General features: G+C 71.3%; 17 protein-coding genes, 1 tRNA gene, 3 pseudogenes and 1 other annotated feature. Of the genes and pseudogenes, 8 read left to right on the top strand and 13 right to left on the bottom strand.

The features are described 5' to 3' along the window. Position 1 precedes the first annotated feature (1 nt). Positions 2 to 1,231 (bottom strand): AGE family epimerase/isomerase, encoded by a 1,230-nt coding sequence (locus AC57BS_RS13670; protein ID WP_496412002.1) that lies wholly within the window; start codon positions 1,229 to 1,231, stop codon positions 2 to 4. A 65-nt stretch (positions 1,232 to 1,296) separates the two neighbouring features. Then, a tRNA-Tyr gene (locus AC57BS_RS13665) sits at positions 1,297 to 1,378 on the bottom strand. Positions 1,379 to 1,462: 84 nt separating this feature from the next. On the opposite strand from AC57BS_RS13665, the gene AC57BS_RS13660 reads away from it, so the two are divergent. Continuing rightward, the gene (locus AC57BS_RS13660) at positions 1,463 to 1,954 is read left to right on the top strand and encodes a YajQ family cyclic di-GMP-binding protein (protein ID WP_496412001.1); all 492 of its coding nucleotides are present in this window, start codon (positions 1,463 to 1,465) and stop codon (positions 1,952 to 1,954) included. Positions 1,955 to 1,961: 7 nt separating this feature from the next. Here AC57BS_RS13660 and AC57BS_RS13655 read toward each other — a convergent pair whose 3' ends face one another. Beyond that, positions 1,962 to 3,134, bottom strand: coding sequence for a tyrosine-type recombinase/integrase (locus AC57BS_RS13655; protein WP_496412000.1), 1,173 nt, complete (start codon positions 3,132 to 3,134; stop codon positions 1,962 to 1,964). 762 nt (positions 3,135 to 3,896) lie between these two features. Here AC57BS_RS13655 and AC57BS_RS13650 point away from each other — a divergent pair. Both AC57BS_RS13650 and AC57BS_RS13645 read left to right on the top strand, forming a co-directional pair. After that, positions 3,897 to 4,466, top strand: a complete 570-nt coding sequence (locus AC57BS_RS13650; protein ID WP_496411999.1) for a SigE family RNA polymerase sigma factor — start codon at positions 3,897 to 3,899, stop codon at positions 4,464 to 4,466. Then, positions 4,463 to 5,278 (top strand): hypothetical protein, encoded by an 816-nt coding sequence (locus tag AC57BS_RS13645; RefSeq protein WP_496411998.1) that lies wholly within the window; start codon positions 4,463 to 4,465, stop codon positions 5,276 to 5,278. The genes AC57BS_RS13650 and AC57BS_RS13645 overlap by 4 nt, the downstream gene beginning before the upstream one ends. Before the next feature lie 255 nt (positions 5,279 to 5,533). On the opposite strand, the pseudogene AC57BS_RS13640 reads toward AC57BS_RS13645, so the two are convergent. The 5 genes and pseudogenes from AC57BS_RS13640 to AC57BS_RS13620 all read right to left on the bottom strand — a co-directional run bounded on the left by AC57BS_RS13640 (position 5,534) and on the right by AC57BS_RS13620 (position 16,227). After that, positions 5,534 to 6,199: pseudogene (locus AC57BS_RS13640) on the bottom strand (serine hydrolase domain-containing protein). 25 nt (positions 6,200 to 6,224) lie between these two features. Next, positions 6,225 to 6,374 (bottom strand): annotated as a pseudogene (locus AC57BS_RS13635) (hypothetical protein); the annotation flags it as partial. Between the two features lie 39 nt (positions 6,375 to 6,413). Then, positions 6,414 to 11,576 carry a hypothetical protein gene (locus tag AC57BS_RS13630; protein WP_496411997.1) on the bottom strand — a complete coding sequence of 1,721 codons (5,163 nt, stop codon included), beginning with the start codon at positions 11,574 to 11,576 and terminating at the stop codon, positions 6,414 to 6,416. Next, complete coding sequence (locus AC57BS_RS13625) at positions 11,573 to 13,960, bottom strand: hypothetical protein (RefSeq protein ID WP_496411996.1); 2,388 nt, start codon at positions 13,958 to 13,960, stop codon at positions 11,573 to 11,575. Before AC57BS_RS13625 ends, AC57BS_RS13630 begins: the two co-directional genes overlap by 4 nt. After that, positions 13,957 to 16,227, bottom strand: a complete 2,271-nt coding sequence (locus AC57BS_RS13620; RefSeq protein ID WP_496411995.1) for a DUF6603 domain-containing protein — start codon at positions 16,225 to 16,227, stop codon at positions 13,957 to 13,959. The genes AC57BS_RS13625 and AC57BS_RS13620 overlap by 4 nt, the downstream gene beginning before the upstream one ends. A 198-nt stretch (positions 16,228 to 16,425) precedes the next feature. Here AC57BS_RS13620 and AC57BS_RS13615 point away from each other — a divergent pair, with 198 nt between their 5' ends. After that, a complete protein-coding gene (locus AC57BS_RS13615) occupies positions 16,426 to 17,136 on the top strand; it encodes a phage baseplate assembly protein V (protein WP_496411994.1) in 711 nt (236 codons plus the stop codon). Positions 17,137 to 17,357: 221 nt separating this feature from the next. After that, positions 17,358 to 17,696, top strand: a complete 339-nt coding sequence (locus AC57BS_RS13610; protein WP_496411993.1) for a hypothetical protein — start codon at positions 17,358 to 17,360, stop codon at positions 17,694 to 17,696. 408 nt (positions 17,697 to 18,104) lie between these two features. On the opposite strand, the gene AC57BS_RS13605 is transcribed toward AC57BS_RS13610, so the two are convergent. Continuing rightward, entirely contained in the window at positions 18,105 to 18,464 is a 360-nt protein-coding gene (locus tag AC57BS_RS13605; RefSeq protein ID WP_496411992.1) for a hypothetical protein, read from the bottom strand. Positions 18,465 to 18,965: 501 nt separating this feature from the next. Between AC57BS_RS13605 and AC57BS_RS13600 the strand changes: the two genes are divergently transcribed. After that, positions 18,966 to 19,589, top strand: coding sequence for an antibiotic biosynthesis monooxygenase (locus tag AC57BS_RS13600; RefSeq protein WP_496411991.1), 624 nt, complete (start codon positions 18,966 to 18,968; stop codon positions 19,587 to 19,589). A gap of 152 nt (positions 19,590 to 19,741) precedes the next feature. Here AC57BS_RS13600 and AC57BS_RS13595 read toward each other — a convergent pair whose 3' ends face one another. Beyond that, positions 19,742 to 20,218 (bottom strand): cupin domain-containing protein, encoded by a 477-nt coding sequence (locus tag AC57BS_RS13595; RefSeq protein ID WP_496411990.1) that lies wholly within the window; start codon positions 20,216 to 20,218, stop codon positions 19,742 to 19,744. 405 nt (positions 20,219 to 20,623) lie between these two features. On the opposite strand from AC57BS_RS13595, the gene AC57BS_RS13590 reads away from it, so the two are divergent. Next, positions 20,624 to 21,667: a S66 peptidase family protein gene (locus AC57BS_RS13590; protein WP_496412750.1), complete on the top strand. Its 1,044-nt coding sequence runs from the start codon at positions 20,624 to 20,626 to the stop codon at positions 21,665 to 21,667. A 55-nt stretch (positions 21,668 to 21,722) separates the two neighbouring features. Here AC57BS_RS13590 and AC57BS_RS13585 read toward each other — a convergent pair whose 3' ends face one another. Together AC57BS_RS13585 and AC57BS_RS13580 are read right to left on the bottom strand one after the other, a co-directional pair. Next, complete coding sequence (locus AC57BS_RS13585) at positions 21,723 to 22,892, bottom strand: hypothetical protein (protein WP_496411989.1); 1,170 nt, start codon at positions 22,890 to 22,892, stop codon at positions 21,723 to 21,725. 101 nt (positions 22,893 to 22,993) lie between these two features. After that, on the bottom strand, positions 22,994 to 23,764 hold the full coding sequence (locus tag AC57BS_RS13580) for a TolB family protein (protein WP_496411988.1): 771 nt from the start codon (positions 23,762 to 23,764) through the stop codon (positions 22,994 to 22,996). A 149-nt stretch (positions 23,765 to 23,913) separates the two neighbouring features. Here AC57BS_RS13580 and AC57BS_RS13575 point away from each other — a divergent pair. Then, a pseudogene (locus AC57BS_RS13575) lies at positions 23,914 to 24,560 on the top strand (transposase family protein); the annotation flags it as partial. After that, positions 24,068 to 24,200: a sequence feature (AL1L pseudoknot), on the top strand. (Overlaps the previous pseudogene by 133 nt.) 111 nt (positions 24,561 to 24,671) lie before the next feature. On the opposite strand, the gene AC57BS_RS13570 reads toward AC57BS_RS13575, so the two are convergent. Continuing rightward, positions 24,672 to 25,288, bottom strand: a 617-nt coding sequence (locus AC57BS_RS13570; protein ID WP_496411987.1) for a tyrosine-type recombinase/integrase, incomplete at its 5' end; no start/stop codon positions are given.

Below are 25,288 nucleotides of genomic sequence, written 5' to 3'. Positions count from 1 at the left end.
ATCATGCCGGGGCGGACCGACCCTGCGACAGGGCCACCGCGCGCGCGAGACCTGGAGCCAGCGGCAGTCGCGGGAGGAGCGTCGCCTGCACCGCGTGGTAGAGGTCCGGCTTGCCCGGCCAGACGCTCGCCTGCGGACGGTTGGCGGGGTCGAGCTCGTGGTGCCACGACCCGCGCTCGAGGTCGATCAGGTGCTCGGCGGCGTACGCCCACCACTCGGCGTAGCGACGTGCGTAGGCCTCCTCGCCCGTACGCCGGTGCAGCGCCGCCGCGGCCGCGATCCCCTCGGCCGCGACCCAGTGCATCCGCTGGCGCACGACGGGCGTGCCCGACCAGTCGGTGGTGTAGACGAAGCCGGGAGCGCCGTCGGCGTGCCAGCCGTCGGCCACGGCCCGGTCGAACAGCAGCCGCGAGGTCTCGAGCAGCCCGGCGGGCGCGTCAGCGCCGAGGGTCGCCTCGACATGGAGGAGGAGCCGCGCCCACTCCAGGCCGTGGCCGACGGTCGCACCGTAGGGCTTGAACGGGTCGTCGGGGCGGTCGCGGTTGAGCTCGAGGTCGACCGACCAGTCCGGCCCGAAGTGCTCGGGGAGCCGCCCGTCGTACGCCGCGGCGAGCTCGACCACCAGGCCGGCCAGGCGACCGGCCCGCCGGTGCCAGGTGGCGTCGCCCGTGGCGTCGCCGACGGCGAGCATCGCCTCGAGGGAGTGCATCGTGGAGTTGAGCCCGCGGTAGGGCGCGGCCTCGCTCCAGGAGCGGTCCCACTCGTCGACGACCCGGCCGAGGTCCTCGTCCCAGAAGTGCTGCTCGAAGACCTGCGTCGCCTCGGCGAGCAGGTCCTCCGCCCCGGGCAGCCCGGCGACGGTGGCGGTCGAGGTCGCGAGCATCACGAAGGCGTGGTCGTAGCAGGACTTGCCGGTGCCGGTCGGCTCACCGTCGGCGCCGATCGCGCCGAACCAGCCGCCGTGCTCGGCGTCCCGGAGGGTCGTGCGCAACCCGTCGAGCGCGGCGGTCGCCACCGGCGTACAGCCCTCGACGCCCAGCAGCGAGCCGAGGCCGTACACGTGGACGGTGCGGCTGGTGATCCAGGTGTGCACCGGGCGGGACAGGTCGGGTGCGCCGTCGTCGTCGAGCCAGGCCGCGCCGCCGAACGGGTGGGCGACGTGGCGACCGAAGTCGAGGAGGCGGCGGCACTCGGCGTCGAGCCACGCGTCGTCGGGAGGAGCGATGTCCATGCAACGAGTCAAATGCACGAGACCCCCGCCTGTCGACGGGGGTCTCGCGACTGGACTGCGTCCAGTGGCAGGTAGAGGATTCGAACCTCTGTAGGCAATGCCGGCTGATTTACAGTCAGCTCCCTTTGGCCGCTCGGGCAACCTGCCGGGCCGTGCGGAACAATAGCAAGGCACAGACTTCTCTACGAATCGCCGGGGCACCCCCAGAAGGACCCCACAAGGAGGCACACCATGGCTGACTCGAGCTTCGACATCGTGAGCAAGCTGGACCGCCAGGAGGTCGACAACGCGCTCAGCCAGGCGGCCCGCGAGATCGCCACGCGCTTCGACTTCAAGGGCACGGGCGCGTCGATCGAGTGGAAGGGCGAGAAGGCCATCGAGATCACCGCGTCCGCCGAGGAGCGAGCCAGCGCGGTGCTCAGCGTCTTCCAGGACAAGCTGATCAAGCGCAACCAGAGCCTCAAGATCCTCGACGCCTCCGAGCCGCGCCAGTCCGGCCAGGTCGCCAAGATCGACATCTCCCTCAAGGAGGGCATCACCTCCGAGGACGCCAAGAAGATCTCCAAGCTGATCCGCGACGAGGGCCCCAAGGGCGTCAAGGCGCAGGTGCAGGGCGAGGAGCTGCGCGTCTCGTCGAAGAAGCGCGACGACCTCCAAGCCGTCCAGCAGCTGGTGAAGTCGCAGGACTACGACTTCGCGGTGCAGTTCACCAACTACCGCTGATTCACGCTCAGAAACCGGCCAGAGTCCGCACAGAGTCCGCAGAATCGGTCGTCGTCGCCATCAGGTTGGCCGCCGCAGCCCTGGTTCGGTCCTCCGCCTTGGGCCACAGGTGGCTGTACACGTTCAGGGTGATCGACGCCGAGGAGTGACCCAGCGCGTGCTGCACAGTCACCACGTCGCAGCCGTCGGCGATCAGGCCCGACGCGAAGAAGTGCCGCAAGTCGTGCAGGGTGAACGCGTCCATGCCCACCTTCGCTCGAAGGCGCCGCCACTGATTCCCGGCGCTGTTGCGGTTGTAGACGTAGCCGTTGAGGGAGAACAGCCACCGCTCGTCACCCAGCGGCGGATGGTCCTCGAGGTGAGCGGCCAGCACTGTCACGAGGTCGTCGGGCAGGTAGACCGTGCGGGCCGATTCGTACTTCGGCGAGACCTCCACCGTCTTCGAATTGACCTGGCCCTGGATCTGACGCTGGATCGACAAGGTCCGTCGGAGGAAGTCGACGTCGCGCAACTGAAGGCCAGCTGCCTCCCCGAGCCGGAGGCCGGCGAAGGCGCACACGGCGACGAAGCCATGGAAGTCACCTGGCGCCTCCTGCAGCGCCGCGCCGACCTGCTCGGGCGTCGGGATCTTGAGCCTGCCTTCTGACTTGGCGACACGTGGTGGGGAGATCCCCGATGTCGGGTCCTGTCGGATCACTCGCGCCTTGACGGCCGCGAGGAAGGCCATGCGGACGTAGTTGTAGCGCGTGCGCCTGGTCGACGCCGCAAGACCCTTCTTGCGCTTCGGACCCGGCTGGGTCATGGCCTTCAGCCAGGCCTCGACGTGCAGCTGGGTGATCCGGCTCATGGGCACGTCAGCGAAGGTGACCGACGCCAGCGTCATGGTTGCCGTCTCGGCGGTGCCGTCAGTCCAAGCCTGCACCTCCGACCAACGCCGGAACCACTGCCCGAACGTGATCTTCCCAGCCGCCGGGTCGACATAGTCACCTCGGACAACAGCGGCCGTGACTTCATCGAGCCACCGTTGGGCATTGGCCTTCTTGGCGAAGTGCCGTGCGTGCTCCTTGCCCGTCTCGTCACGGTAGCGGGCGCGATAACGCTCGACCGTCACCGTCGTCTCCTTGCCGGACCTCTTGTCAACGACGATGCGCGTCGAGGTGCGCTTGCTGACGCTGGCCATGCCTCATCATGCGCTCGCCTCACCGACAAGTCACAGGGCGACTGCCTGCCCCGACGGTTGGCCATGACCGACAGGCGCCTACTGCGAACGGGCCTGCTTCTTCCATTCACCGCAACGAGTCGCTCGGTGAGTTCATCGTCGATTGACGACCCGACCGTGGCCGGCTCGCATCGGCGCCAAACCAGACGTGATGTCGAGGGTTCTCACGCGCCGGAATGTGAGCCGGGTGCCGAAGCGCCGACCTCGCCCACCTTCGTGACGCGGCCGTCTTCATGATGGGCAAACAACCATGCGGGCTTGTCGCGCGAGGCAAGCTCCCCAAGGTGCTCGATAGCGTCGGCAAGTGACGCGTGAGTGTCGAACTGCTGTCGACCCCGACAGCACACCCATGTGCCCTCACTCGTCTCCACCGCCCTGAAGAACCACATGACACAAGTCATGCACGGCCCCTACACCAGCGGTAGTGCCACACGACCCTGTGGAGCGGGACAAAGGGGCCCTTCCCAGTTCAGCATGGTTCGGGGTCCGATCCTCGCGCGGCGGCGGTAGGGGCGTGAGCGGTCGACGGCGAGCAGGACTCGGATGCGGTGGTTGGTGAAGTTGCGGAAGCCGTGGGCGAGGCGGCGGTGGTGAAGTAGGCGAGCGTCTCCTCAACTCGGGCCGCGAACGTCGCTTCAGTCGGTGCGGTCAGGCTGGTCTAGCCCAGTTGAGCTCGTGGCTGGCAGGTGTCAACCGTTGTTCGCCTGCGTCGTCTGATCCGATATGCACGTGGCAAGGGACGAGATCGAGGGGCCGGGGCCTGAGGTGGTGGTGCCGTTGCGCTCCACGGACAGTGATGCGTCCGCGGCTGTCTCCGAGTTGTTCGTGGTCCACCACCGCCGACTGGTGGGACTGGCAGCGCTGCTCGTGGACGACCGCCAGGTGGCGGAGGACGTGGTGCAGGATGCGTTCGCCGCGCTGCACCGGCACTGGCGAGGCCTTCGGGACCAGAACGCCGCGGTGACCTACCTGAACCGTGCGGTCGTCAACGGCAGCCGGGACGTCCTGCGTCGCGGGCTCCGAGGGAAACGAGCGACCTTGCGCCTGGTTCCTCGTTCCGAGGAGCTCGAGTCCGCGGAACAGGGCGTGGTGGCGCACGAGGAGGCCGCCCGCATGTGGGGTTCGGTCACCTCGCTGCCCATGCGCCAGCGGCAGGTGCTGGTCATGCGCTACTACCTCGAGCAGTCCGAGCTCGAGATCGCCGAGACCCTGGGGATATCCCGGGGCTCGGTCAAACAACATGCGAGCCGCGGCCTGGCCGCGCTTGCTCAGGAATGGGAGGAGCAGTCATGACCGACTCAGATGTCGAGCGACGACTGACCGCTGTCCTCCACCAACACGCGGAGGAAGCAATGACCCAGACAGACACCGTCACCGAGCTCAACAAGTTCCACGACCGACTCGACCAGGGCACCCGAGGTCCTCGCAGGGGTAGGGCAGGCATCGCAGCCGCCGCTCTGGGCGCCGCAGCCGTCGTGGCCGGCGCCATCTGGTTCGGCTTCGGACAAGATGGGGCGCCGACGCCGGTGGACCCCGCGGCCCCAGTCGCCTCGCCGTCCGCGTCCTCGGCCGAGCCCGAGCCCGAGCCCGAGGTGCCGGAAGCACCTCAGACCCCGGGCAGCACCGTCGAGGGATTCGAGGGGGTCACGTTCCCGATGAGGTTCGTCGTCCCGAAGGGTTTCTCGGATCCGTCGATGGAGAACGGGACGCGCGGCTACTCCATCAAGGGCACCAGCGGCGCTGCCGCAGCCTTCTTGATCAGCACGTTCACCCAGGTTCCGACGTCGGATCTGCCCGCCGACCTGGCCGCTCACATCCGCCAGACCCGGGACGAGCTCACGGTGAGCAACGTCGCCACGACCGAGGTCGGTGGCCGTTCGGCGCAGACCTTCACCCTCGCTCAGAAGCCCGGGACGGCGGCGTACGACCTGTTCTGCGTGAGGGCCGGAGCGTGCTACAAGCTGCTGGAAGAGAAGCCGATGGACGTGACGGCCGTACGCACCGGGCAGGGACTGGTCCTCTTCTGGGTGGAATACGCACCCAAGGACCGGGCAAGGGTCCAAGAGCCCATGCAGACCTGGCTCGACTCCATCCGGTGGGAGTAGCTGCACTCATACGCCCGGAGTTCACGCACCGGTCGTCACTGCAACAGCGGTAAGGGCCCCGCCGATCTGGATCTCCAGGTCGGCGGGGGCCGGCTACGTGAGGCGCCGCTCCCCGACACGGAAAACAACGATCTCCAGTTGCGTCGCCGATTGATACGGCGCTCGTGACGAACACCTCACCAATGCTCGTCTGGGAAGGGCCGACAAGGCCCGCCCGAGACGGGGCATTGGCCCGGTGCCCGATCCCGCTGTGGCTCACGGCCCGGTGGCCGCGCCAGGTGCCGAGGCCCCACGCCAGCGTGACAGCCTCCTCGCATGGCGGGTCGTCGAGCGGCAGCACGGGCGCCGCCATCCGCTCGGACCACTCGGCGTCGAGCACCGTCGCGTCCGAGACGGCGTGGGTCCACCGGCTCCTCTCGACGAGGTTGGAGTGCCGCGTCGAGCTCGGCGCGTGCCGCCGCGTGTCGGGATAGAGGCGTCGCCGGGCACCACGAGGGGCCGCCCCAGGTGCCGCGTCGCGCCGAGCCCGGCCGGTACGTCGGCGCGCAGGAAGGGGCTCCGCTCCATCCCCGCCGGCACCAGCACCAGGTCGGTCATCTCCTGCTCGAACGTCGTCCCGGCGACACGCGACACGAGCAGGCCGAGCAGCTCATAGCCGGCGTTGGAGTAGGAGTGGGTCGCTCTCGGGGTCGGACTTGAGCCGCCAGTCGGACAGGCTCCGCGCGAAGTCGCTCAGCGCCTCGTCCCGAGCCGCGGCTCGTGCCAGAAGTAGTCCGTCACGTCGCCCAGCCCGCTGGTGTGGCTGAGCAGTCCGCCAGCCCTGACCTCCGTCGCGCTCCCGTCCGCGAGCGCGAACTCGGGCACGTGTTGGGTGAGAGGCGCGTCCAGGTCGAGGTCGCCGCGCGCGGCCAGCGCCATCACCGCGGTCGCCACGGAACGGCTTCGACACCGACGCCAGGTGGAGCATCGTCTCCGGGGTCACCGGTTCGCCCGTGCGTACGTCGGGCACGCCGAACCCGCGCATCACCATCTCGATGCCACGCACGACGGCGACCGACAGCCGGCCAGTCCCAGCCGCGCCACCAGGTCGTCGACCAGTGGCCCAGGCGCTCGTCCAGCGCTGACGCCAGCGAGCTCATCGCGGCTCCGTCCGGTCGTGACCCACGGCGTACGCCGGCGCAGCGAGCGGGTCGATCCGGCGACGCTGCTGCCACACGACCGGAAGACCGTCCCGAGTGCGCGCCAGCACCCACCGCCTCTCGAGCCGCAGCCCGGCCGCGGGCACGGCCGCCGGGTCGATTTCGGGCAGCCGGCCCCCACGGCGGGTGGCCAGGAACCGGCTCGAGGCGTCGGGCAGGACGCCGTTGCGCGGCCTCCCGCTCTTCTCGACCCGCAGCCGCCCCTGGCGGAACCGGCGCGGCCCACCCTGAGTCGGGTCGAGGGCCGGGTAGGGGTGCCAGGGCCCGGGCGATGGGGCCGTGAGCCGGTAGCGCAGCGGCGGAGTGCCGGCGATCTTGTCGCCCGCCTCGACCCCGCGCGCCGCGGCGACCCCCGTCCCGACCGCGGCGTCCGGGCCCGGTGCGTCCCGACCGTCGATCCGCTCCTCGACCACCCACAGCAGGTCGGCGTCCTCGTCGACGCCTAGCACGACCTGCTCGAGGACGTCTCCCTCCAACGGCTGGGGTGTGGCGAACCAGGCGAGGAGGTCGTGCTCCCCGAGACCGGCCGTGCGGAACGGCGTCGTCCACGCGTCGGCCTCGGACTCCCAGGGCTCTCCCGGCGGCGGCCACACGTCGCCGAACGAGTCGACGACCTGGAGGTCGTGCAGCCGGAGGACGTGACCGGGCGGGGTCGCCAGCGACGCGAGGTACCAGTCGGTGGCGTGCCCGCCGAACACGTCGAGGAAGTAGAGCGACGCCACGTGCGAGGGGTCGGGCAGGTGTCCCATGACCGTCCGGCGCGGGTCCTCAAGCGTGAACCACCCCGGCTCCGGCGCGCCGGGATAGTCCATCCGGCCGGGCAGACCCCTGAAGACCCGGCGTCTCGCCACCGGGGTGAACGCGCTGTCCGCATCGAGCGACCACCAGTCTGCGACGCCGCCGTCGTGCTCGGGGGCCGGCACGGGGACCAGCGGGATCCCGGCGCGCAGCTCGTCGTGGTGCCACAGCGCGACCGGATCCCACGGGTCCTTCGCGCGCCCGGCGACAGCGTCGGGCAGCAGCACGTCGCGCGTCGCCGCTTCCAGCACCGCCTCGCCAGGCAGCCGGACCGGATCGGCGAACGACCGGCCCACCGGCGCCCGAAGCGGGGTATGGGACACCTGGAGCCGGTAGCGCACCGGGCTGGACGCGTTCTCCCCCGCGTGCTCGCCGAGCTGCCACTGCCGGGCGAGCATCCAGACCGGGTCGCCCACCTCGGCGCGCAGCGCGTCGTCCAGGTCGGCGGCGGACGCGGGCGCGGGCTCGAGCCGCACGTGTAGGCCGTGGCTGTCGCGCTCGTCGCCGAGCACCGGCACGCTCGCGAGCTTGACGCCGCCGCGCTCGCCGGCCGGCAGGTGGGCGCTCGGCAGCAGCGCGCCGACGCCGCCCAGTCGTGAGGGGGGCACGCTGCGGGCGCGAGCCAGCAGCGCCGCCTGCCGGACGACGTCGCGCGCGGTGTCGACGTCGATCTCGTCGCCGTCGGCCGGCGGCACCACGAGCAGGATCGCCTGCGGCGCCCGGGCACCCGGCGTACGGAACGAGAACGCCACGGTCACCGGCACGTCGCCCTCGGGCAGCGTCTCGGTCCAAGCGTCCAGAACCCCTGCGACCACGGCGCTTGGGCGTCGCGGACCGACGACCACGTCGGCCACCCGGCCGCGCCCGTCTTGGTCGGGTCGCCCCGTCCACGCCTCGTCACCGGAGGCGTGCCGCCAGGTCCACCCGTTGGGCACCAGCGCCACGGTCGAGCGAACCCGCCCGAAGACCTCGCGCCACTCGTCGGAGACGGTGGTCCCCGTCGCTCTCGACTCGGCGGGCAGCAGCACCGGCCCGCGGCGTACGGCGGACCCTGGCGCCCCGCCGGCGCCACCCCCGAGCCGTGCCAGCTCTTCGACCGGGTCCGTGACCGGGTGGCCGACTGGGTCCGGCACCGGGCCCTCCGGTGTCGACGGCAGCAGGGCCCGCAGCCGCGCGGCCGCGCCGTCCGCGGGCCCGCGCACGCCCCACCGGAGGGCGCGCCGGGCGAGCGCGGCCGGCAGGTCGGCGTCGGGCCCCAAGGCCTCCAGGTCGACCGCGAGGTCGAGCGCAGCGGCCCGCAGCTCGCGCACCCGGTCCGCCAGGTCGGCTAGCAGCCCGGGGTCGGTCTCCGTCGGCGGCGCGCACCGCACGAGCAGGTCGACGCGGCGTCGTGCGGTCTCCAGCCCGAGCGCGGGTGTCACTTCGGATCCCGGCACGCCCAGCCGTGCGCCGGCCTCCGCCAGCAACGTGTCGTCGTCGACCGCGACCAGGTCCGCGGCGGCCAGCCCCATCCCGGCCAGCGTCACGATCGCGTCGCCCGCCGACCACGCGAGGTCCGCCCCGTCCGGGTCAGGGAGGGCGTCGTCGAGGTGGGCCGCTGCGGCGGGGCAGGCGTCGGAGGGGAAGCGCGCGGCCCTGACTGGCGCCTCGGGCAGCTCGAGGTGCACGCTGGTCCGCAGCGGTACGCCGCTCGCCGGCGTGGTTGGGAAACGCAGGTCCGGCGGCGCGGCGAGCCCGGCCGCGGCGTCCAGCGCCACCACGGCCTGGGCGGCCCCGCCGGTCACGCTGTCGTGCACGGCCTCGAGCACGAACAGGTCACCGAGGTCGGCGGGCAGCTCGGCGAGCAGTCCGAACCGCCTGGCCACCTCGCCCTCGGGCGTGAAGCCGGTATCGCCCGCGAGGGTGTCGTCCTGCACCGCCGCGGCGGCCTTGAGTCCGTCGCAGGTGCGCCGGCCGGCGTCGGTGCGGTGCGCAGGGTAGGCGGCCCGGAAGTCCCTGACGACCGGCGCTGACGGAAGCAGCCGCTCGAACTCGCGCCCCAACGCCTCGGCCGGGTGCGCGCCCCCGCGCACGGCCCGGGCGACCCGCAGCGCCACCCGGACCCGCTCGGAGTCGAGGGCGAGGTCCTTCAGGGTCGCCGGGGTGAGCCCGTCCTCATGGTGGGCCGCGGCCCGGTCTCGCGCGATCGCCGCGGTCTTGGCCTGGTCGGGCGAGGGAGCCAGGGCGACGCCGCGGTCGCCGAGGCCGGGCTCGCCGCGGAACGGCTGGTCGACGTAGCCGTAGAGCCCGAGCACCCGCTCCGCGTCGTCCCGGCTGTCGAGCCGCCGCCAGGCAAGACCGATCGCCCACGGGTCGAGCCGATGGGTGGCCGTGTCGACCAGGGCGGCCGTGGTGCGGTCGAGGTCCCCGCGACGCCCGAGGTCGCGCATCGCGAGGTCGAGCAGCGAGTCCACGAGCCGGGCGACCAGCTCCATCACCCAAGTGGCGTCGCCGACCCACGGGGAGGGCCACGCCTCACCGAAGTCCTGCAGCGTCCGCCCCTCCGACGACGGCGGCCCGCTCCGGCCCTCGGCCGCCCAGTGCCCCCATCGCCACACCTCGGCGAGCGACAGCCGCGCGAGGTGGAAGAGCAGGCTGTCGGGCCAGGGGTCCCCGAGGCCCTCGAGATGGGCGTTGAGCGACTGCGGGTCGTCGCGCAGCGGGTGGACGGCGTTCCACAGCCATGCGAGCAGCGCGCGCACCGGCTCGTCCTTGACCGTCGCGCTCAGCGCCCGGCGCAGCAGCTCGCCCTCGGGGTGCGCGGCGTTGAGTACCTGTTCGGCCATCCGCATCGCCAGGTCCCACTGCACCGCGGTGGCCGGGGTGTCGGGTCGGGCGGGCGGCTCGGCGGGGGGCTCGGTGACGTCGCGGCGCGAGCCCACTGTCACCGGGGGCGCCGCCGCCGCGGTCGCGTCGTGCCCGGCGGCGTTGAGGTACGGCGCCACCGCGGCGGTCTGCGCGTCGGTGACCGCCGGCTCGCCGAGCAGCGCCAGCGGGAGGCTCCAGCGCCAGGCGTAGCCCCGTGATGTCGGCGTCCGGCCCAGCACCCGGAGCAGCCGCTCGGAGTCGGCCCCGACCACGGTGTCGCGGTCCTCGGCGGCGAGGCCGGCGACGGAGCGGAGCGCCTCGGCGAGCGCGGGTGCGAGGTGGTCCTCGACGGGATGTCCGCCGGCAGCCGCGTCGAGGGGCGTGAGCGGCAGCACGCCGTAGGGCTGGTCGTCGACGAGCAGGGTGGCGAACGGGCCCTGCGGCAGCAGGTTGCGTTCGATCCACCAGGAGAGCTCCCCCACCGGCCACCGGTCACCCGGGCCCCAGAGGTCATGGGCCGCGTGCCCCCACAGCGCCGGCCAGACCGTCTGCACGGCGGCGTGCTGGACGCTGCGGTGGTCGACGTCGCCGCCGACCAGGCGCGGGAGCCCAGTGGTCGCGCCGGAGAGGGCGCGCGCCAGGTCCTCCGACGCCGTCGACGCGGATGGCGTCAGGTGCTCGGGCTCGACGGGTGGGCGCAGCAGCGAGTGGTGGTCGGCCGCGGTCGGAAGCGGATGACCGGCGGACCCGGCGGTGACGTTGGTCGGCGTGCCGGGGCGCAGGAGCGCCGCGTTGCCGGCGTGGGCGTGCGCCTCGAACAGCGGTGCCGCCGGCGTGGTGCCGATGCCGACCACCACGAGCCGCTGGATGGCGTCGGGGTCGACTCCCTTGCGGCTCAGGTTGACCGAGCCGGCGAGCCCGCTGCGGCGCAGGACCTGCCAGGAGGCCCAGTAGACATCGGGTCGCTCAGCCTCGGGAAGGTCGGTTCGCGGCGGGCTGACCGGGAGGCTGCGGCGGCGCGGCCGCAGGGTCCGCAGCAGCACGTCGCCGCCGGCGGTCTCGGCCCACACCTGGAGCCGCTTCGGCAGGCCGCGCAGGGTGGCCGGCGCAGCCTCGACCTCGCCGCGCTCGACGGCACCGGTCCGGTCCACCGACCAGCCGGCGGCGGTCACCCGCAGCCGGGTGCGCACCAGCCAGAGCGCCCGACCCGCACCGACCTCCTGTGCGAGCGCGTCGAACGCGCCGGCGCCGTCCTCGCCGGCGAGCTGTCCGTCGCACGCGGTCGCAGCTACCTCGAGCCGGTCGAGCTCGTCGGTGCGGACCACCGGGTCGTGCACGTCGAACGACGCTTCGCCGGGGACGACGATGACCCGCAGCCGCCACGACCCGTCGGGGCGCTGGTCGAAGCGGGTCTCGAGCCGTGCCGGCAGGAGGACGCCGATGCTGCCGCTCACTGGGACATCCCCACCGTCTCCGGCCCGGGGAGCAGCACCCGGAGCGGGGTGTCGAGGTTGGCCTCGGCCCAGGTGGCGCTGTCGGCGCCGGGCTCGGTGCGCAGGAAGCGGATGCCCTCGGGCATCTCCTGCACGACCACCCAATGGGTCTGGATGACGTCGGGGTCCTCGTCGAAGGCGAACATGGTGAGGTCGGGGCTCATCGCGGCCACCGAGCGCGGCATGACCGGCTGGTCCAGGCGCACGTCGCCGCGGCTCCAGTCAGCAAGCGGCCCCTGCGGCGCAAGGAAGAGCAGGGTGCGCGGATAGCGGCGGAAGAGCGGGGATCGGACCACGACGACCAGCCGCTCGGCGCGGACTCCCGGCGGGGGGTGGGACCCGAGCCGACTGCCGGCGGCCCAGTCCTTGACGGGCAGCACGTCCGCCCCGGTGGCGGCGGCGCCGTCGTCGGGGACCGCGTCCCAGAACCGGCGCAGCGGCGTGCACCCGGCGGAGACCGGGTGCTGTCGCCACGCCAGCTCACCGAGGGCCCGGTGGTTGAGGCCGAGCAGGAACGCCTCCACGAATTCGGGGCAGGTGCGCATCGCCACGACTGCGCCGGGCTCGAGGGTCTCGGCTCCCGGCAGCAGCCAGTGGGGTACGACGTCGCGCAGGTAGGGCCAGGCGGGCAGGTCGAGGTCCGGGCAGTCGCGCAGCGGCGCGAGCGGTTCCTCCAGGTCGTGGCCCTCGAGCCGGCCGATCACGCGCCGGCCGGGTGAGCCGTTGGTGAGCGCGTCGACGAGGATCTCGGTGACGGCCGCGGGGCGCGGTGGCAGGAGCGACTCGGGTGGCACCGGTTCGAGTTCGCGCGCGATGGGCAGGTCGGCCAGCTTGCGGCGCATGGCGTCGTCGACGTCCTGGGCGGTGACCGCGCCACCGGTGTCCCGCTCGGTGCGATGCCCGAGCCCGGCCACGTGGCCGGCGTCGATCTCGTCGACCTCGGCGCCCCAGGCGGTCTCGTCGTGCGGCGACGTGGCGGTCGGCAGGCCCTCGGTCGCGCGGTCCTGGAGGGCGCCGACGCCGCCGGCGTCCCGCACCGCGTCCCGGCCGACGACACGGGCGAGCTGCGGACCGAGCAGCCCGGCCGGGTAGGCCGCCCGGCCCGGCCCGGGGTCGGTCATTGCGCCGGCGAGCGACGTGGCGGTGGGGTGGTCGGTGACGGGGATCCGGTGGGCGGCGGGGCCGAGCAGTGCGAGCAGCGCCGCTTGGTCCTCGGGGGCGCGACGCCACAGGCCGTCGGTCACCGCGGTCCCTAGGGCGAGCGAGCCGACCAGGTCGGCGGCCCATCGCCCGGCGCCCCACTGGCGGGCGGCCGCGTCGACGATCTGCTCCTGGAGGTCGATTCCCGCCTGGAGGCCGACGCCGGCGATCGCCCGCATCCGGAGGTCGGCGTTGGCCTGCGCGGTCCAGGGCCACTGCGCGTCGGGCCGGGTGGCGGCGTTGGCCACGTCGTCGCGGACGCCGCCGTGCGTGTTCCACGCCTCGCCGTACGCCGGCGGCTGGACGTAGCGCCGACCCTGCCTGTCGGTCTCGTCGGTGAGCACCTCGTGGTCGCGGGCGGGGTGCCCCGGCGTGAGCGGCTCCCACTCGAAGCCGAGGGTGGTGAGTGCCCCGGGGACGGTGATCTCGTGCTCGCCGTCCGGTCGGCGCACGTGGACGCGGACCGTGCCCACGAGGTCGTTGTCGGCCGCGTGCAGCGCGAGGGCGAGGTCGTCGAAGGTGCCTTCCTCGCCCGTGCGGAATCTCCACGAGTGGAGGCACGGCACGATCACCGGGCCGGCATCGGGCCAGGCGGGGGAGCCGTCGGCGCGCCACGGGATGACGAGGGCGGCGACGTAGTCGTGCTCCTTCTCGAGCACCGCACGGCTGAGCACGCGGGAGAAGCCGGAGCCGGCCGGAGCGCCTCGAGCTCGTTGGACGTGAGCCGAAAGGCCCGCCTCACCGAGCAGGTGCGCACCCTGCGCGACCGGGCCGATCCGGGCGCGGTCGCCGAGCATCTCGACGTCGGCGGGGTCGCCGACCACGAGGACGCACCAGGGGCGCGGGTCCCCACCGCCCGTGAGCCCGTAGCGCCAGGGCAGGTCCTCGGTGGCGAGCTCGACGTAGGGGCAGTGCTCCTCGTCGGCGTCGTGGTCGCCCGGGGGCGGCACGACCTGCCGGATCGCGCCCGCCCGGAGGCCGCGGACATCACCGGGGCCGGGCTGCGCGAAGTGCAGCGCCGTCGGCACCGTGTGCCGCTCGTCGGTGAGCTCGAACTCCACCTTGGTGCTCGGGCGTCCGCCGACAGGCGCGTCGCCCGGCCCGCCGCGCCGCGCCCACCGGGCGAAGTCGAGGAGCTCACTCACGGTGGCCCCCACAGGTCGCTTGCGGAGTAGGCCGGCTCGCTCTGCGGGAGGGCCACGGTGTCCCGACCCTCGCTGCGCCCGGCAGCGGCGCCGACGACCGCGGCGGTCCACGACGTGGCCTCGTCGGCGCGTCCGGGGTTGGCGGTGTCGCGCACCGACCAGGCCTCGGCCCGCACTGCCAGCCGTGGTGGCTTGAGCCGAATCGACGCCGGGTTCCGCGCCGCCGCCAGCCGCGCCGCGAGTGCCGCCGTGACGAGGAGGGTGCTCGTCGGGATCAGCCGGTCCTCGCGCTCGTAGACTTCCCGGTAGGCCAGCTCTCCCGGGACGACTGCCGGCTGGTCGCGGTCCAGGTCGAGCGGCACCTGGACGCCGGAGGGCAGGTCCTCGAAGGCGGGTAGCGACAGCAGCTGGTCGCGATCGGCGTCGCGGAACGAGGCCGGGGCGAACGACGCGACGACGCCCTGGGTGGTGCCGTCGACCAGGTTCTGGACGCGGACCGTGCAGGTCCGTCCGATCCGCCGCCCCTGCACACGCTGCAGCTGGTGCTCGAGCGGCACCAGGGTCTGGCTCCACCGCACGGCTCCCATCGGGTGCACGACGGGGATGCCCTCGGGGGTCCGGGCGGGCGCGTCGAGCGCGACGTGCGGGTCGTGCCCCGCAGTACCGGAGATGGCGGCGGGGACGACCTGCTCGGCGACGGCCGCGGCGACGTGGTCGAGCAGCGGCTTCGGCGCCGGTCGGTCGGGGGAACCGAGCACGAAGCGGTCGTTCCAGGAGGCCTTGGCCCCCATGAAGGAGACCCGCACCCGCCCTCGGACGACGACGGGTCCCGGACCGTCGAGGGTGCCGTGGAAGTTCACCCCGGCGAAGTCGACGCCCAGCGCCTCGACCTCGACTCCGCCGGCGAGGTCGACGCGCAGGTGGAACGGGTCGAGCTGGGCGATGGCGTCGAAGGTCAGGAAGCCGTGGGCCGAGAGGATGCCGACGTCGAAGCCGATCTCGAAGCGGGCGCCGGCTTGGAAGGTGCCGCCTGTGAAGGCGAAGTAGCCCTCGAAGCGGAAGGTCAGGGGGAGCGGGATGCTGGGTCCGAACGAGATCCGCCGCTGCTCCGGCAGGCCCGGCACCTGGGTGCGGTAGCCGGGGTAGAAGCCGCCGATCGTGAAGAGCGTGTACGCCGGCCGCGCCGTCGAGATCCGCATCGCCGCGGTACCTCCGGCCCGGAAGATCCCCATCACCCGGCCCTCGACCACCGCGAGGTCGATGGCGTAGAAGCCGCGCGGGACGTCGATCTCGCCGAGCACGTCAAGCCGCAGGTCCAGCATCGGCGGGATGCTCACCGCGGCGCGCCCCAGCACGAGCACCCGGCCGCGAGGGAGCTCGAGGAGCAGCACCAACGACATCCGCAGCATCGACGCCCCTGCGACCTGGAGCCAGGTGAGCTCGGCGGACGGACCGACGACGACGCTCCCGGCTCGGGTCCGGAACGTCTCGCGCACGGCCGGAAGCAGGCGTTCGCCCGCGTTGACGTCGGCGGGGAAGAAGATCGCCAGCGCGGTGCCCTCTCGGAGCTTGCGGCGCAGCTCGTCTGCGTCGACGGCGACGTTGACGCCGATCACGCCACCCACTGTCGAGAGCTCGAAGCCGAAGCCGAGCTGGACCCCGGGGGTGAACCGGGCGCCCAGGATCGCGACGAACGAGACCGTGCCGTCGACCCGGGCAAGGCGTCCCAGCGCGCCGGCGGCGACGGCGCCCGAGCTAACCGAGAGGTGGCCGGTGGCGCCGTTCCTGTCGTCGTCGACGAGGAAGCTGCCCTTGATCCGCACCGGTCCGGCGTCCAGCACCCCCGCGACCCCGCTGGCCGGGAGCAGGCCGACCAGCAGCCGCTCGCCATGTGCCCGCGCCGTTGCGACGGCTGCGTGCTGAGCCGTCAACGCGAGCGGCCCGAGGGGCGCGTCGGCCCTCCAGCCGCTGAGCAGCCGGTGGTCGCCGGTGAGGACGGACCGGGCGATGCCGTCGGCGAGCCCGGGGACCGGCGGGAGCCCCAGGGCGCTCGCGACCAGGCGCTCGGCCTGGGCCTGCGTGCCCGCCTCGGCTCCGGCCGCGACGGAGGCCAGGACGGTCCGCCACGATCGCACCGCTTGGTCGAGGCCCGCCGGGTCCGCGTCGCGGACGCGTTGGGCGGCAGTGGTCAGCGCTGGGAGCGCGGCACCCGGGTTCGGGGCGCGCGCCGCAAGCGCCACCACCAGCTGGTCGAGGGGGTCGCTCATGTCGGGCCCGGTGTGACTGCGCGCTCGCCCGGTGGCACGGCTGACCGTGTCTTCTCAGGTCCCATGACGGCCCCTCGGGTCACCCAGACGAAGCGGCGCACTTGAGTATTCCGGCGTCCGGACCGGCGCCGCAATAGTCAAAACTGGATACCCCGCGACGCTCCCGCGCAGAGCACGCGCGGGCACACAATGACGGGCGTGGACGGATCGACGAGTGAGGGCCGGGCTCCGAGCGACCGGGGGCGTCTGGAGAGCCTGGTGGGCCAGGCGCTCGACGAGCTGCGCGAGCGGACCGCCGCCGGCGAGGGCGACGTCGGCATCGCCCTGGTCGAGCTGTTGGCGTGGGTGAGCGACCTCCTGAGCTGCTACTCCGACCGACTCTCGGACGAGGCGCACCTGGCCAGCGCCGGGCGACGGATCTCGGTCACAGTCGAGGGACTGCCCTGGCGGCAGGTCCAGGACCTCGACGGGTCGAGTCCCGACGATCCGCACTTCGTCGTCCTGCCCGGCGACGGCGGCACGCGCATCATCGAGTTCGGGGACGGCGTGCACGGACGTCGGCCGCCGTCGGAGGCGACGATCGACGTGCGCTACCGCTCGCCGGGGCAGAGCGCCACGGTGGTGAGCGTGGAGGCGGGGCGTCTGGTCGTCGGACCGGCCGTGGTCGCGAAGCCGAGCCGAGCATGGGGGATCTACCCCGGGCTGGTGATGGACCGGGCGGACCCGGACGGGAAGAGCCGAGTGCGGGTACGGCTACCGGCGCTGGGCGATGACGTGGCGAGGTGGGCCTCGGCCTGTTTCCCGGTGGGCGCCGAGGATGTGCTGCCGGAGGTCGGTGAACAGGTCTGGGTCGGCTTCGAGGCAGGGAATCCGTCGTTCCCCGTCTGGCTCGGGGTGGGTGCGAAGTGACACGCCCGCCTCACAACCAGCGGCGCACCCGCCGCGCGTAATCGTCGTACAGCTCGTTGAGGTCACGAGCCGAGGGACGCGATGAGCATGTCTTGCACGCTGGGCCAGGCCACGTTGATGGTTCCGCTCATACGCATGACTCCGCGCAGCGACATGAGCGGAAGCCTGTGCCGCCATCCGCTCAGCGGCTGAGCGGACGCGCCAGGAACTATCGTCAATCCATGTCTGAACCTGACCTGGAGGCGGTTGCGCGCGAGATCCGTCTTAACTACGACCTGTGCACTCAAGCGGTTCTCAACAGGGATCCCGACGGTTTCACGGCCGCCTTTGGTCCGGCGGCGCGCGGCGAGACGGCGGAAGGGGTCCCGGTGACCATGGCAGACATGTATGACTACGTCGCGTGGCGAATGGGTCGAACTGTGGCCGCACACAGTTTCGTGGTGGAGTTCGACAGCATCGAGGGCTCATCGGACGAGGTCTGGGTGGAGTTCACCGAAGACAGTTCGCGACTGTGCTCGATGCCAAGGGAAGGCCGGTCCTTCGTAAAGCGCACTCGGTGAACAAGGCTCTCTGGACGCGAGAGAACGGCGAGTGGAGCCAGGTGGAAGGCTCCGAGTTCGACGTTGTCCGGACGGTCGATGGCTTCGCCGTAACGCCAGATGATGATCCAGTGGGAGTGCGGGCCTATCGGGCTGCTCGATCGCGAGCCTGACGCTCAGCACACTCTCATCGGCTGATCCGGTCGGTCCGTAGAGCGAGCCGCTTCCGGCGCCACTCCCCCGGCCGGCACCAAAGCCGCCGCCGTCTCGCAAGCGGATCGCCCAACGGGAACGTTCAGATCAGCCGACTCGCGGTTGACGGGCATTGGCGGCGGAAAGGGGCACGTCGCGAACGGCGCGCGGATCAGAGCGGATACCGGATGCGGACGGTCAGCAGCATGGCGCCCTTGACCGATGAGTCACAGAGATCTAAGACCTCGGCGTGAAGAAGCCAATCGCCGTGACATGGTTGCCGGATGGTGTTGTGTATTCGCACGTGACGAGCGAGTCCGCGCCCTGACCCTGGAGGCCACGTGTGGTCGTCTCATCGTTTCCGCCAGGCCCGAGCGGGGGACGGTCCACGATGAGCTGGCTGTAGACGAACACGCTCTGATCAACCGTAACGTTGAAGTTGCTCCCGTTCTCCCCGGCGAACACCGCGTCCACGGTGCGCCCGTTGTCGCAGGCGAGTGTGCGGCTCAGGGTGTTCGTGTTGTCCGGGTCGGCCACGGCCGGCGCGGCAATCATCAGGCTTCCGACCACCAGTCCGAGCGCAAGAGTTCGTCTCATGATGCCTCCTAGGATGGACGTCACTCGTCTTCCACCCGAAGTGGCGAGCGCATGACAATCCATCGTCAGCTCCGCCAGGAGAGGCGTCATCGCTTGGACTGGGTATCCGGATGCGACTTGCTTCTCGATAAACACGTGGCCCACTCGTCCAACCCACTCATGGGCTCTGGGTCGGAGGGGGTACCCCGACAGGCGGCGGTGGGACGCATCCCGGTTCGGGGCACCGTCCGTCAAGTCCACCAAGACGCCACGGCTGGGTCGCGCCGGACCTGGAGGTCGAGAGCTTGTCTGCAGGGCCGCGGCGCGGGAGCCGGGCGCCCCGCGTGAGCCTGGAGGACGGCACACGGGTGCGAGACGGGCGCCCCGTTTCGTTCTGGCTGGCGACCACTGGCGGACCGGATTTCCCTCGCTTGTGCCTTGACGCGAAGTACCCACCAGCGGAGCGTTGGGGGTGGTGGCAGCGCCGCCGGGACGCTGCCTGACAGCAGATAGGGACGTGTCATGTTTGTGCGCACCACCGAAGTTCAGGCAGATCCCAAGAAGGTCGACGACGGCATCGGCGTCGTCCGGGACGAGGTTTTTCCTGTCGTGTCCGAGATGGACGGATGCGTCGGAATGTCGTTGCTGGTGAACCGCGAGTCAGGTCGCTGCATCGCTACGACGGCGTGGCAGACGAAGGAAGCGACGTTGGCCAGCGCCGACAAGGTGATGTCCCTTCGCAGCCGTGCGGAGGAGAGCCTTGGCAGCAACGGCAGCGAGGTACACGAGTGGGAAGTGGCGGTGGTGCACCGGGACCACGCCGCGCCCGAGGGCGCATGCGCACGTCTCACGTGGCTCAGCGGAGACCCCGGCACCGCGGATCGGGCGATTGACACCTACCGCATGGCGGTCCTTCCGCGTCTCGAGGAGATGGAAGGATTCTGCAGTGCCAGCCTGATGATCGATCGCGAGGGCGGCCGAGTGGTCGGCACTGTCGTCTTCGACAGCGACCGATCGATGGACGCTACGGGCAGCGACGCTCGGACCATTCGAGAGCGGGTCGCCGAAGAGCTCGGCGCCCGGGTCGAGCGGGTGGACGAGATGGAGCTGGTGTTCGCGCACCTTCACGTCCCTGAGATGGCCTGATCGGCTCAGGGACTCACCACCACTTCCGCGGTGGGGTTCCTGGGACGTGTGTGCAGATCGAGTCGTCGCGGTAGTCCACGGGGTCGTCGGAACGCTCTCCATGCCGGGCCGGCCAAGCACCACTGTCGCCGCCTTTGTCCGGGCCTGATCCGTTAGCAGTCGGCGGCGGGCTCGTCGATGCGGGTCGGCATGCCCGCCGGCATCAGGTGGGTGGCGTAGAAGACAAGCTCGACAGTGCCATGGTTGAACGCATTGTGCGCATGGTTGCCATCGTCGACAAAGGCAGTGCCGGGGGAGTATGCCGTCGACTCGCACGTCTCGCTGTCCAAGTACGTCAATGTGCCTTGCTTGATGACGACGATCGTCGGCCCGGGGTGCGAATGCCAGCCGAACGTGCCGCCCGGAGCGACCGTGTACTTCACGGTCCGCACGTCGGTGCTGCCCTTGATGTCGAGGTGGGCCTTCCAGCCGTCGGTCCTCGACTTGGCGTCGAGACCGTCGGGGGCGTTGGAGGTGACGAGCGGCTCCGCCACCACGCCGCTGCCGGGCGTCGCCCAGGCGGTCGGGAGGGCGACGACGAGGACGAGGGTGAGGACGGCCGAGGACGTCAGGATTCGATGGTGTCGCATGTGGGACTCCTCGCGTTCGGGAACCCCCGTTCCCGCGACGCGCGGGACTCCCGGCGCTGGCCAAGTTACGGACCACAGCGGCAGCGCACATCGCCCAAGTGAGGGAGAAGCGCCGCCCTGATCCTGAAGCACCGATTACAACTGGTTCAGTCGACGTCAGCAGGCGCGACCGTCCCGCAAGCCGAACCCCGAGCGGCAACGCTGCGGCTCACATCGCTGGCAGAGCGGGGGCCCGGAAGTCCCGCCTGCGGGGCAGATACTGACGCAGCAGACCGTTGACGCTACGTGTGTCAAGCGGCCTGTTGGCACCTGGCGATTCTAGTGCGTCCATGTCGACTGGTCGGCGTGCATGGCCCGATAGGTTCTGTGCTCCGGACAGGCGAAGCGCTCGTGGTTTACTGGCGCATGGCGCGCGACACGGTACGGCCGAGGCGCCTTACTGAAGGCGAGCGGGTGGCGGTCCTCTCACCATCGTGGGCTGTTCCGGGTGAGTTTCCTGCCGTTCACGAGCAGGCCATGCACCGGCTAGGCATGGAGCTCGGAGTCGAGCCGGTCGAGTTCCCTACCACTCGTCGGCAGGGCAGTCCCGAGGAGCGAGCTGCGGACCTCAACGCGGCGTTCGCGGATCCCTCGATCCGCGCCGTGCTGGCAACCGTCGGCGGTGAGGACCAGATCACCGTGCTCCGCCACCTCGACCCGGCTCCACTGATCCGGGACCCGACCTGGTTCGTCGGCTACTCGGACAACACCAATCTCCTCAACTGGCTCTGGTTCCACGGCGTGTCCTCGGTACACGGCGGCTCGACCCAGGTGCACCTCGGACCAGGCCCTGCGATCGACCCGCGCCACCTCGCCTCACTGCGGGCGGCGCTGTTCGGAGGTGTCGTCGAGCTACACCCGGTTGCCAGCTCCCGCGACATCGGGATGGCCTGGGACAACCCGCGCTCCCTCACCGAGTGGGCGCCGAGCTTGCCGGCCGAGCCGTGGACCTGGTCGGGTCCGCAACGCCAGGTCGTCGGTCCGTTGTGGGGCGGCAACCTGGAGGTGCTGACCTGGACCATGGCCGCTGGCCGCTGGGTGTTGCCAGTCGAGGAGTACGCCGGCTCTGTGCTACTGGTGGAGACGTCGGAGGAACGACCGCCGCCGCGCGACGTCTACCGAATGCTGCGCAACTTGGGCGAGCGCGGCTTGCTCGAGGTCTTTCCCGCCCTCATCTGGGGCAGACCGCCCGTAGGCGACCACATCCACCGTCCCACTCAGGACCATGCGAGAAGGCTGCGAGCGGAGAACCGGGAGGCCGTCCTGCGGGCTGTCAGGGAGTACCACCCAGAGATGGTGGTCGTCATGGACGTCGACGTCGGCCACACGATCCCGCAGTGGGTGCTTCCGTACGGAGGTCCGGTGACCGTGGACGGAATCCGACAACGCATCGAAGCGTCGTTCGGCTGAGTGCGCTGCCCCTTCCCGTATGCGGGGAACCCGAAACGGGCGGCAGTGGCGGTCCTCAGCTCGCGTCCACGCCGATGGCCGACGCGCATCGCCAGACCGTCGGCCTGGAGCCGCCGCCCACCTCCAGCTTGCCGGTGACCTCGTCGCGCACGTCATCAACGCCGTGCGCATTGGAGGAGGCCGCGTCCCAGGGGCCTTCGAGCGTCGGCATCATCCTCAAGTCGCCCGTCCCGGTCCACACGAACGCGTGCGGCTCGATGTCGTCGTGCACTTCGAACCCGACGTTTCCGGTGGCCCAGCCGCCCTCGGAGACGCCGAGCGCGAGTGACTCCCACATGCCGGGGATTACGGATCCCATCTGGTGGAGTCGGTCGTCAGGAGTCCAGTAGGCCGCGGCCGCGGTCATCAACGTGTCGAAGTCGGCGAACCCGACAGCGATCCCATCGTTGTTGACGTCCCACGCGTGCGAGTAGGGACCGGCCTCCTCCATCGAGTGCGGTCCCGGCGACCACCTGATCGCGTCGAGATCGGCGAAGTGGAACCAGCCCGGATAGCCGCCGTAGTCGCGGCGGTCCGGAGTGACCCGTCCGCGGAACCCGAGCCCCACGATCGTGCCGTGGTCGTTGTTGCCAGCGGCCCAAGCGCCCTCATGGTGCTGGTTGCTGCCGGCCTTGGGCAGGCGATCGGCCGAGGTGTACGGGGGTGACCACCGCAACGGAAAGGCCGTTCCGTTCGCGGTCGTGCCCCCACCCACCGCGACACCATGCTCGTTGATGCGCCGGGCGTCGGCCCCGTCCCCACCAATGCCGGGAAGCCACGTCAGGTCACCGCTGTCGAGGTCGAACACATAGCCCTTGTAGACCTCGGCGGAAGCGTCCCAACCGGCCCCGACCGCGACGTGCTGCTGGTTGACGTCCTCGATCCAGCCGTCCTGGAGGTCCACCGGCACCTGGTGGGCGACCCGGTCCACCCAGAACGTCGCTCTTCGCACCCCCGCCGCGTCGTCGGAGGATCCCACGTAGACGCCGTCGTGCGTCAGGTCCAGGACTTCGCCGCTTGGGTGTTCCCCCGACGCGTCGAGGCTCGGCAGGAGAACGATCCCGCATCCGGTCGGTGAGGCGGCGCCGAGCGCCGGCCCGGCGTCCGGGAGCCACGCGACGAGGGACACGCTGAGCGCCCCCACGGCGGCCACCCGGATCGATCTGCTGGTAAGGCTGTAACTCATGGTGATGCCCTTCTCTGATGGCGGCGGGAGACCCACCTGCACGGCTGGGTCTGGTCCCACCGGGCCCGAGACGGTTGAGTCATGTGTGTTGCTCAGTGGTGTCATGGGTGGAGACGAGGCTGCCATGCGGTGTGGGCGACGGATGCGTCGTCGACGATCGTGTGCCGTTGGGTGCCGTCGGAGGCCATCACCTCGGCATCGGCCGGTCCGTGCGGACCTCCGGCCCAGACGATCCAACGGCCGTCGGGGGACCAGTCGAGCTCGAAGCCAACGGAGCAGCCTTGGGTGAGCCGCACCAGGTGTCGTGCGCGGGCATCGCTGCGATAGATGCAGCCGCCGTCGAGGTCTGCCTGGAAGACGAGGCTGGCGCCGTCGGGAGAGTAGACCGCCCCTGACCCGAAGTCACCGGGCTCCCCGCGGAGGAAGGCCTTGTTCCTTCCCGTGGGCGTCATGGTCCAGAGCCCGGTGCCGGCGCCGGCGTCCGCGGAGTAGAGGAGGGTCTTCCCATCGGGCGACCAGTCCTTCAGCTCGACATACCCGACATCGGGTGGACGGGACGCAGCGATCGTCGTGTCCTGCGATCCGTCGAGGTCGACGAGATGGATCGAGAACGGTCCGGAATCTTCGGAGACCGAAGCGGTGTAACCGATCCGGCGCCCGTCGGGCGACCAGACCAGACTTTCCTTGATGGCAGTCGCCGAGTCGGTGACCTCACGCAATCCGGTTCCGTCTGCGCGGACCACGAACACCTGGTCCGCACCGCCGGTACTCCCGACGAACGCCAACCAGCGCCCGTCCGGAGACCAGGCCGGCCAACTGTCCGGACCATCGGTGTCGACCAGGCAGCGCCGATCGGTGCCATCAGGCTTCATCAGGTACAGGGCGGCCGAGCCGTCCTCCCGGGTCTGCGTGTAGGCGATCCGCCCACGCGGCAGATCCGGCAGCGGCTCGCACGGCGCGGTGGCTGCGACCTCCGAATCCGTGCTGCCCTCGGCCGTACTGGGATCAGGTGCAGGTGGGGGTCGGCAAGGAGAGCCTGCGGCGTTGGGTCGCCCAGGCCGATGTCGATTCCGGGGACCGGCCGGGGGTCTCGAGCAGCGAGTCGGCTGAGATCAAGCGGTTGAAGGCCGAGAACCGTCGGCTGCGTGAGGACAACGAGATCTTGAAGGCGGCCTCGATTTTCTTCGCCGGGGAGCTCGACCCCCGCAACCGCTGATCGTCGCCTTCATCGACGAGCAGCGTGCCCAGGGGCACGCGGTCGAGTCGGTCTGCAGGGTCCTGTGTGGGCAGGGCCTGCAGATCGCCGCGCGCACCTACCGGTCTTGGCGCAAGACCAACCGGGCCGTCGCCGAGCGCACGGTCAGCGACGCTGTCGTCGTCGACGCGGTCCGTGACATCGCCTGGACTCTCAACGCCAAGGGCGAGCGGGTCATGGCCCCAGAAGGGCTCTACGGGCGCCGGAAGATGACCGCTTACGTGCGTCGCACCGCGGTCCCGGGCGCCTCGGCCGGGGCGGTGGATCGGGCGATGCGCACGCTGGGGTTGGAGGGCGTGCGGCGGGCCAAGAAGGTCCGCACCACGATCCCCGCCAAGGACGGGAAGCGGGCCGGCGACCTGCTCGACCGCGACTTCACCGCGCCGGCCCCGAACCGGGTGTGGGTCACCGACCTGCAATGCCGACGTCGGCATTGGATGTCCTATGCCGACCTCCGGACTATGCCGACGTTCGTCGTGACGGGCTGTGGTGGTGGGGCGTTCGGCGCGGGATGGTCGGCATAGTCAGAGGGCTGCGAGCCAGGCGAGGATGTCGGGCTCGGGGCGGTAGACCCCGGGCTTCACGTCTTGTGGTCGTGTTCGGTCGAGGGCTGCTTGCTTGATGGCCATGTCGGCGTGGAGGTAGGCGTCGGTGCTGTGGGTGTCGGCGTGCCCGAGCCACAGCGCGATGACGGCGACGTCGACTCCGGCAGCGAGCAGGTTCATCGCTGCGGTGTGTCTCAGGGTGTGCATCGTGACGTGCTTGCCGGCCAGGCTGGGACAGACGATCGCTGCGGCCGCGACGCAGGTGGCAAGGCGGTGCTCGAGCGCGTCGCGGGACAGGGCCTGTCCGCGGGGACCGCAGAACAGCGCGGTTCCGGGCCGGGTGGTCCGCTCAGTGAGGTAGGCCGTCATCACGCTCACGGTTGCACTGGTCAAGGGCGTGATGCGTTGCCGTCGTCCTTTGCCGGTGCAGGTGACGTGAGGCCCGGTGCCGAGGTAGATGTCGTCGATCGTGAGCGAGCAGACCTCGCTGATGCGAAGGCCGGTCTGCACGGTCATGGCCAGCAGTGCGTGGTCGCGTCGTCCGGTCCTGGTCGTCGGGGCGGGTGCGGCCAGGAGGGCGACGACTTCGTCGGGCG

The sequence above is a fragment of the Nocardioides sp. BGA-UO-ETr-FS32 genome (assembly GCF_059567905.1).
This window is presented reverse-complemented; position numbering and strand designations above follow the sequence as displayed.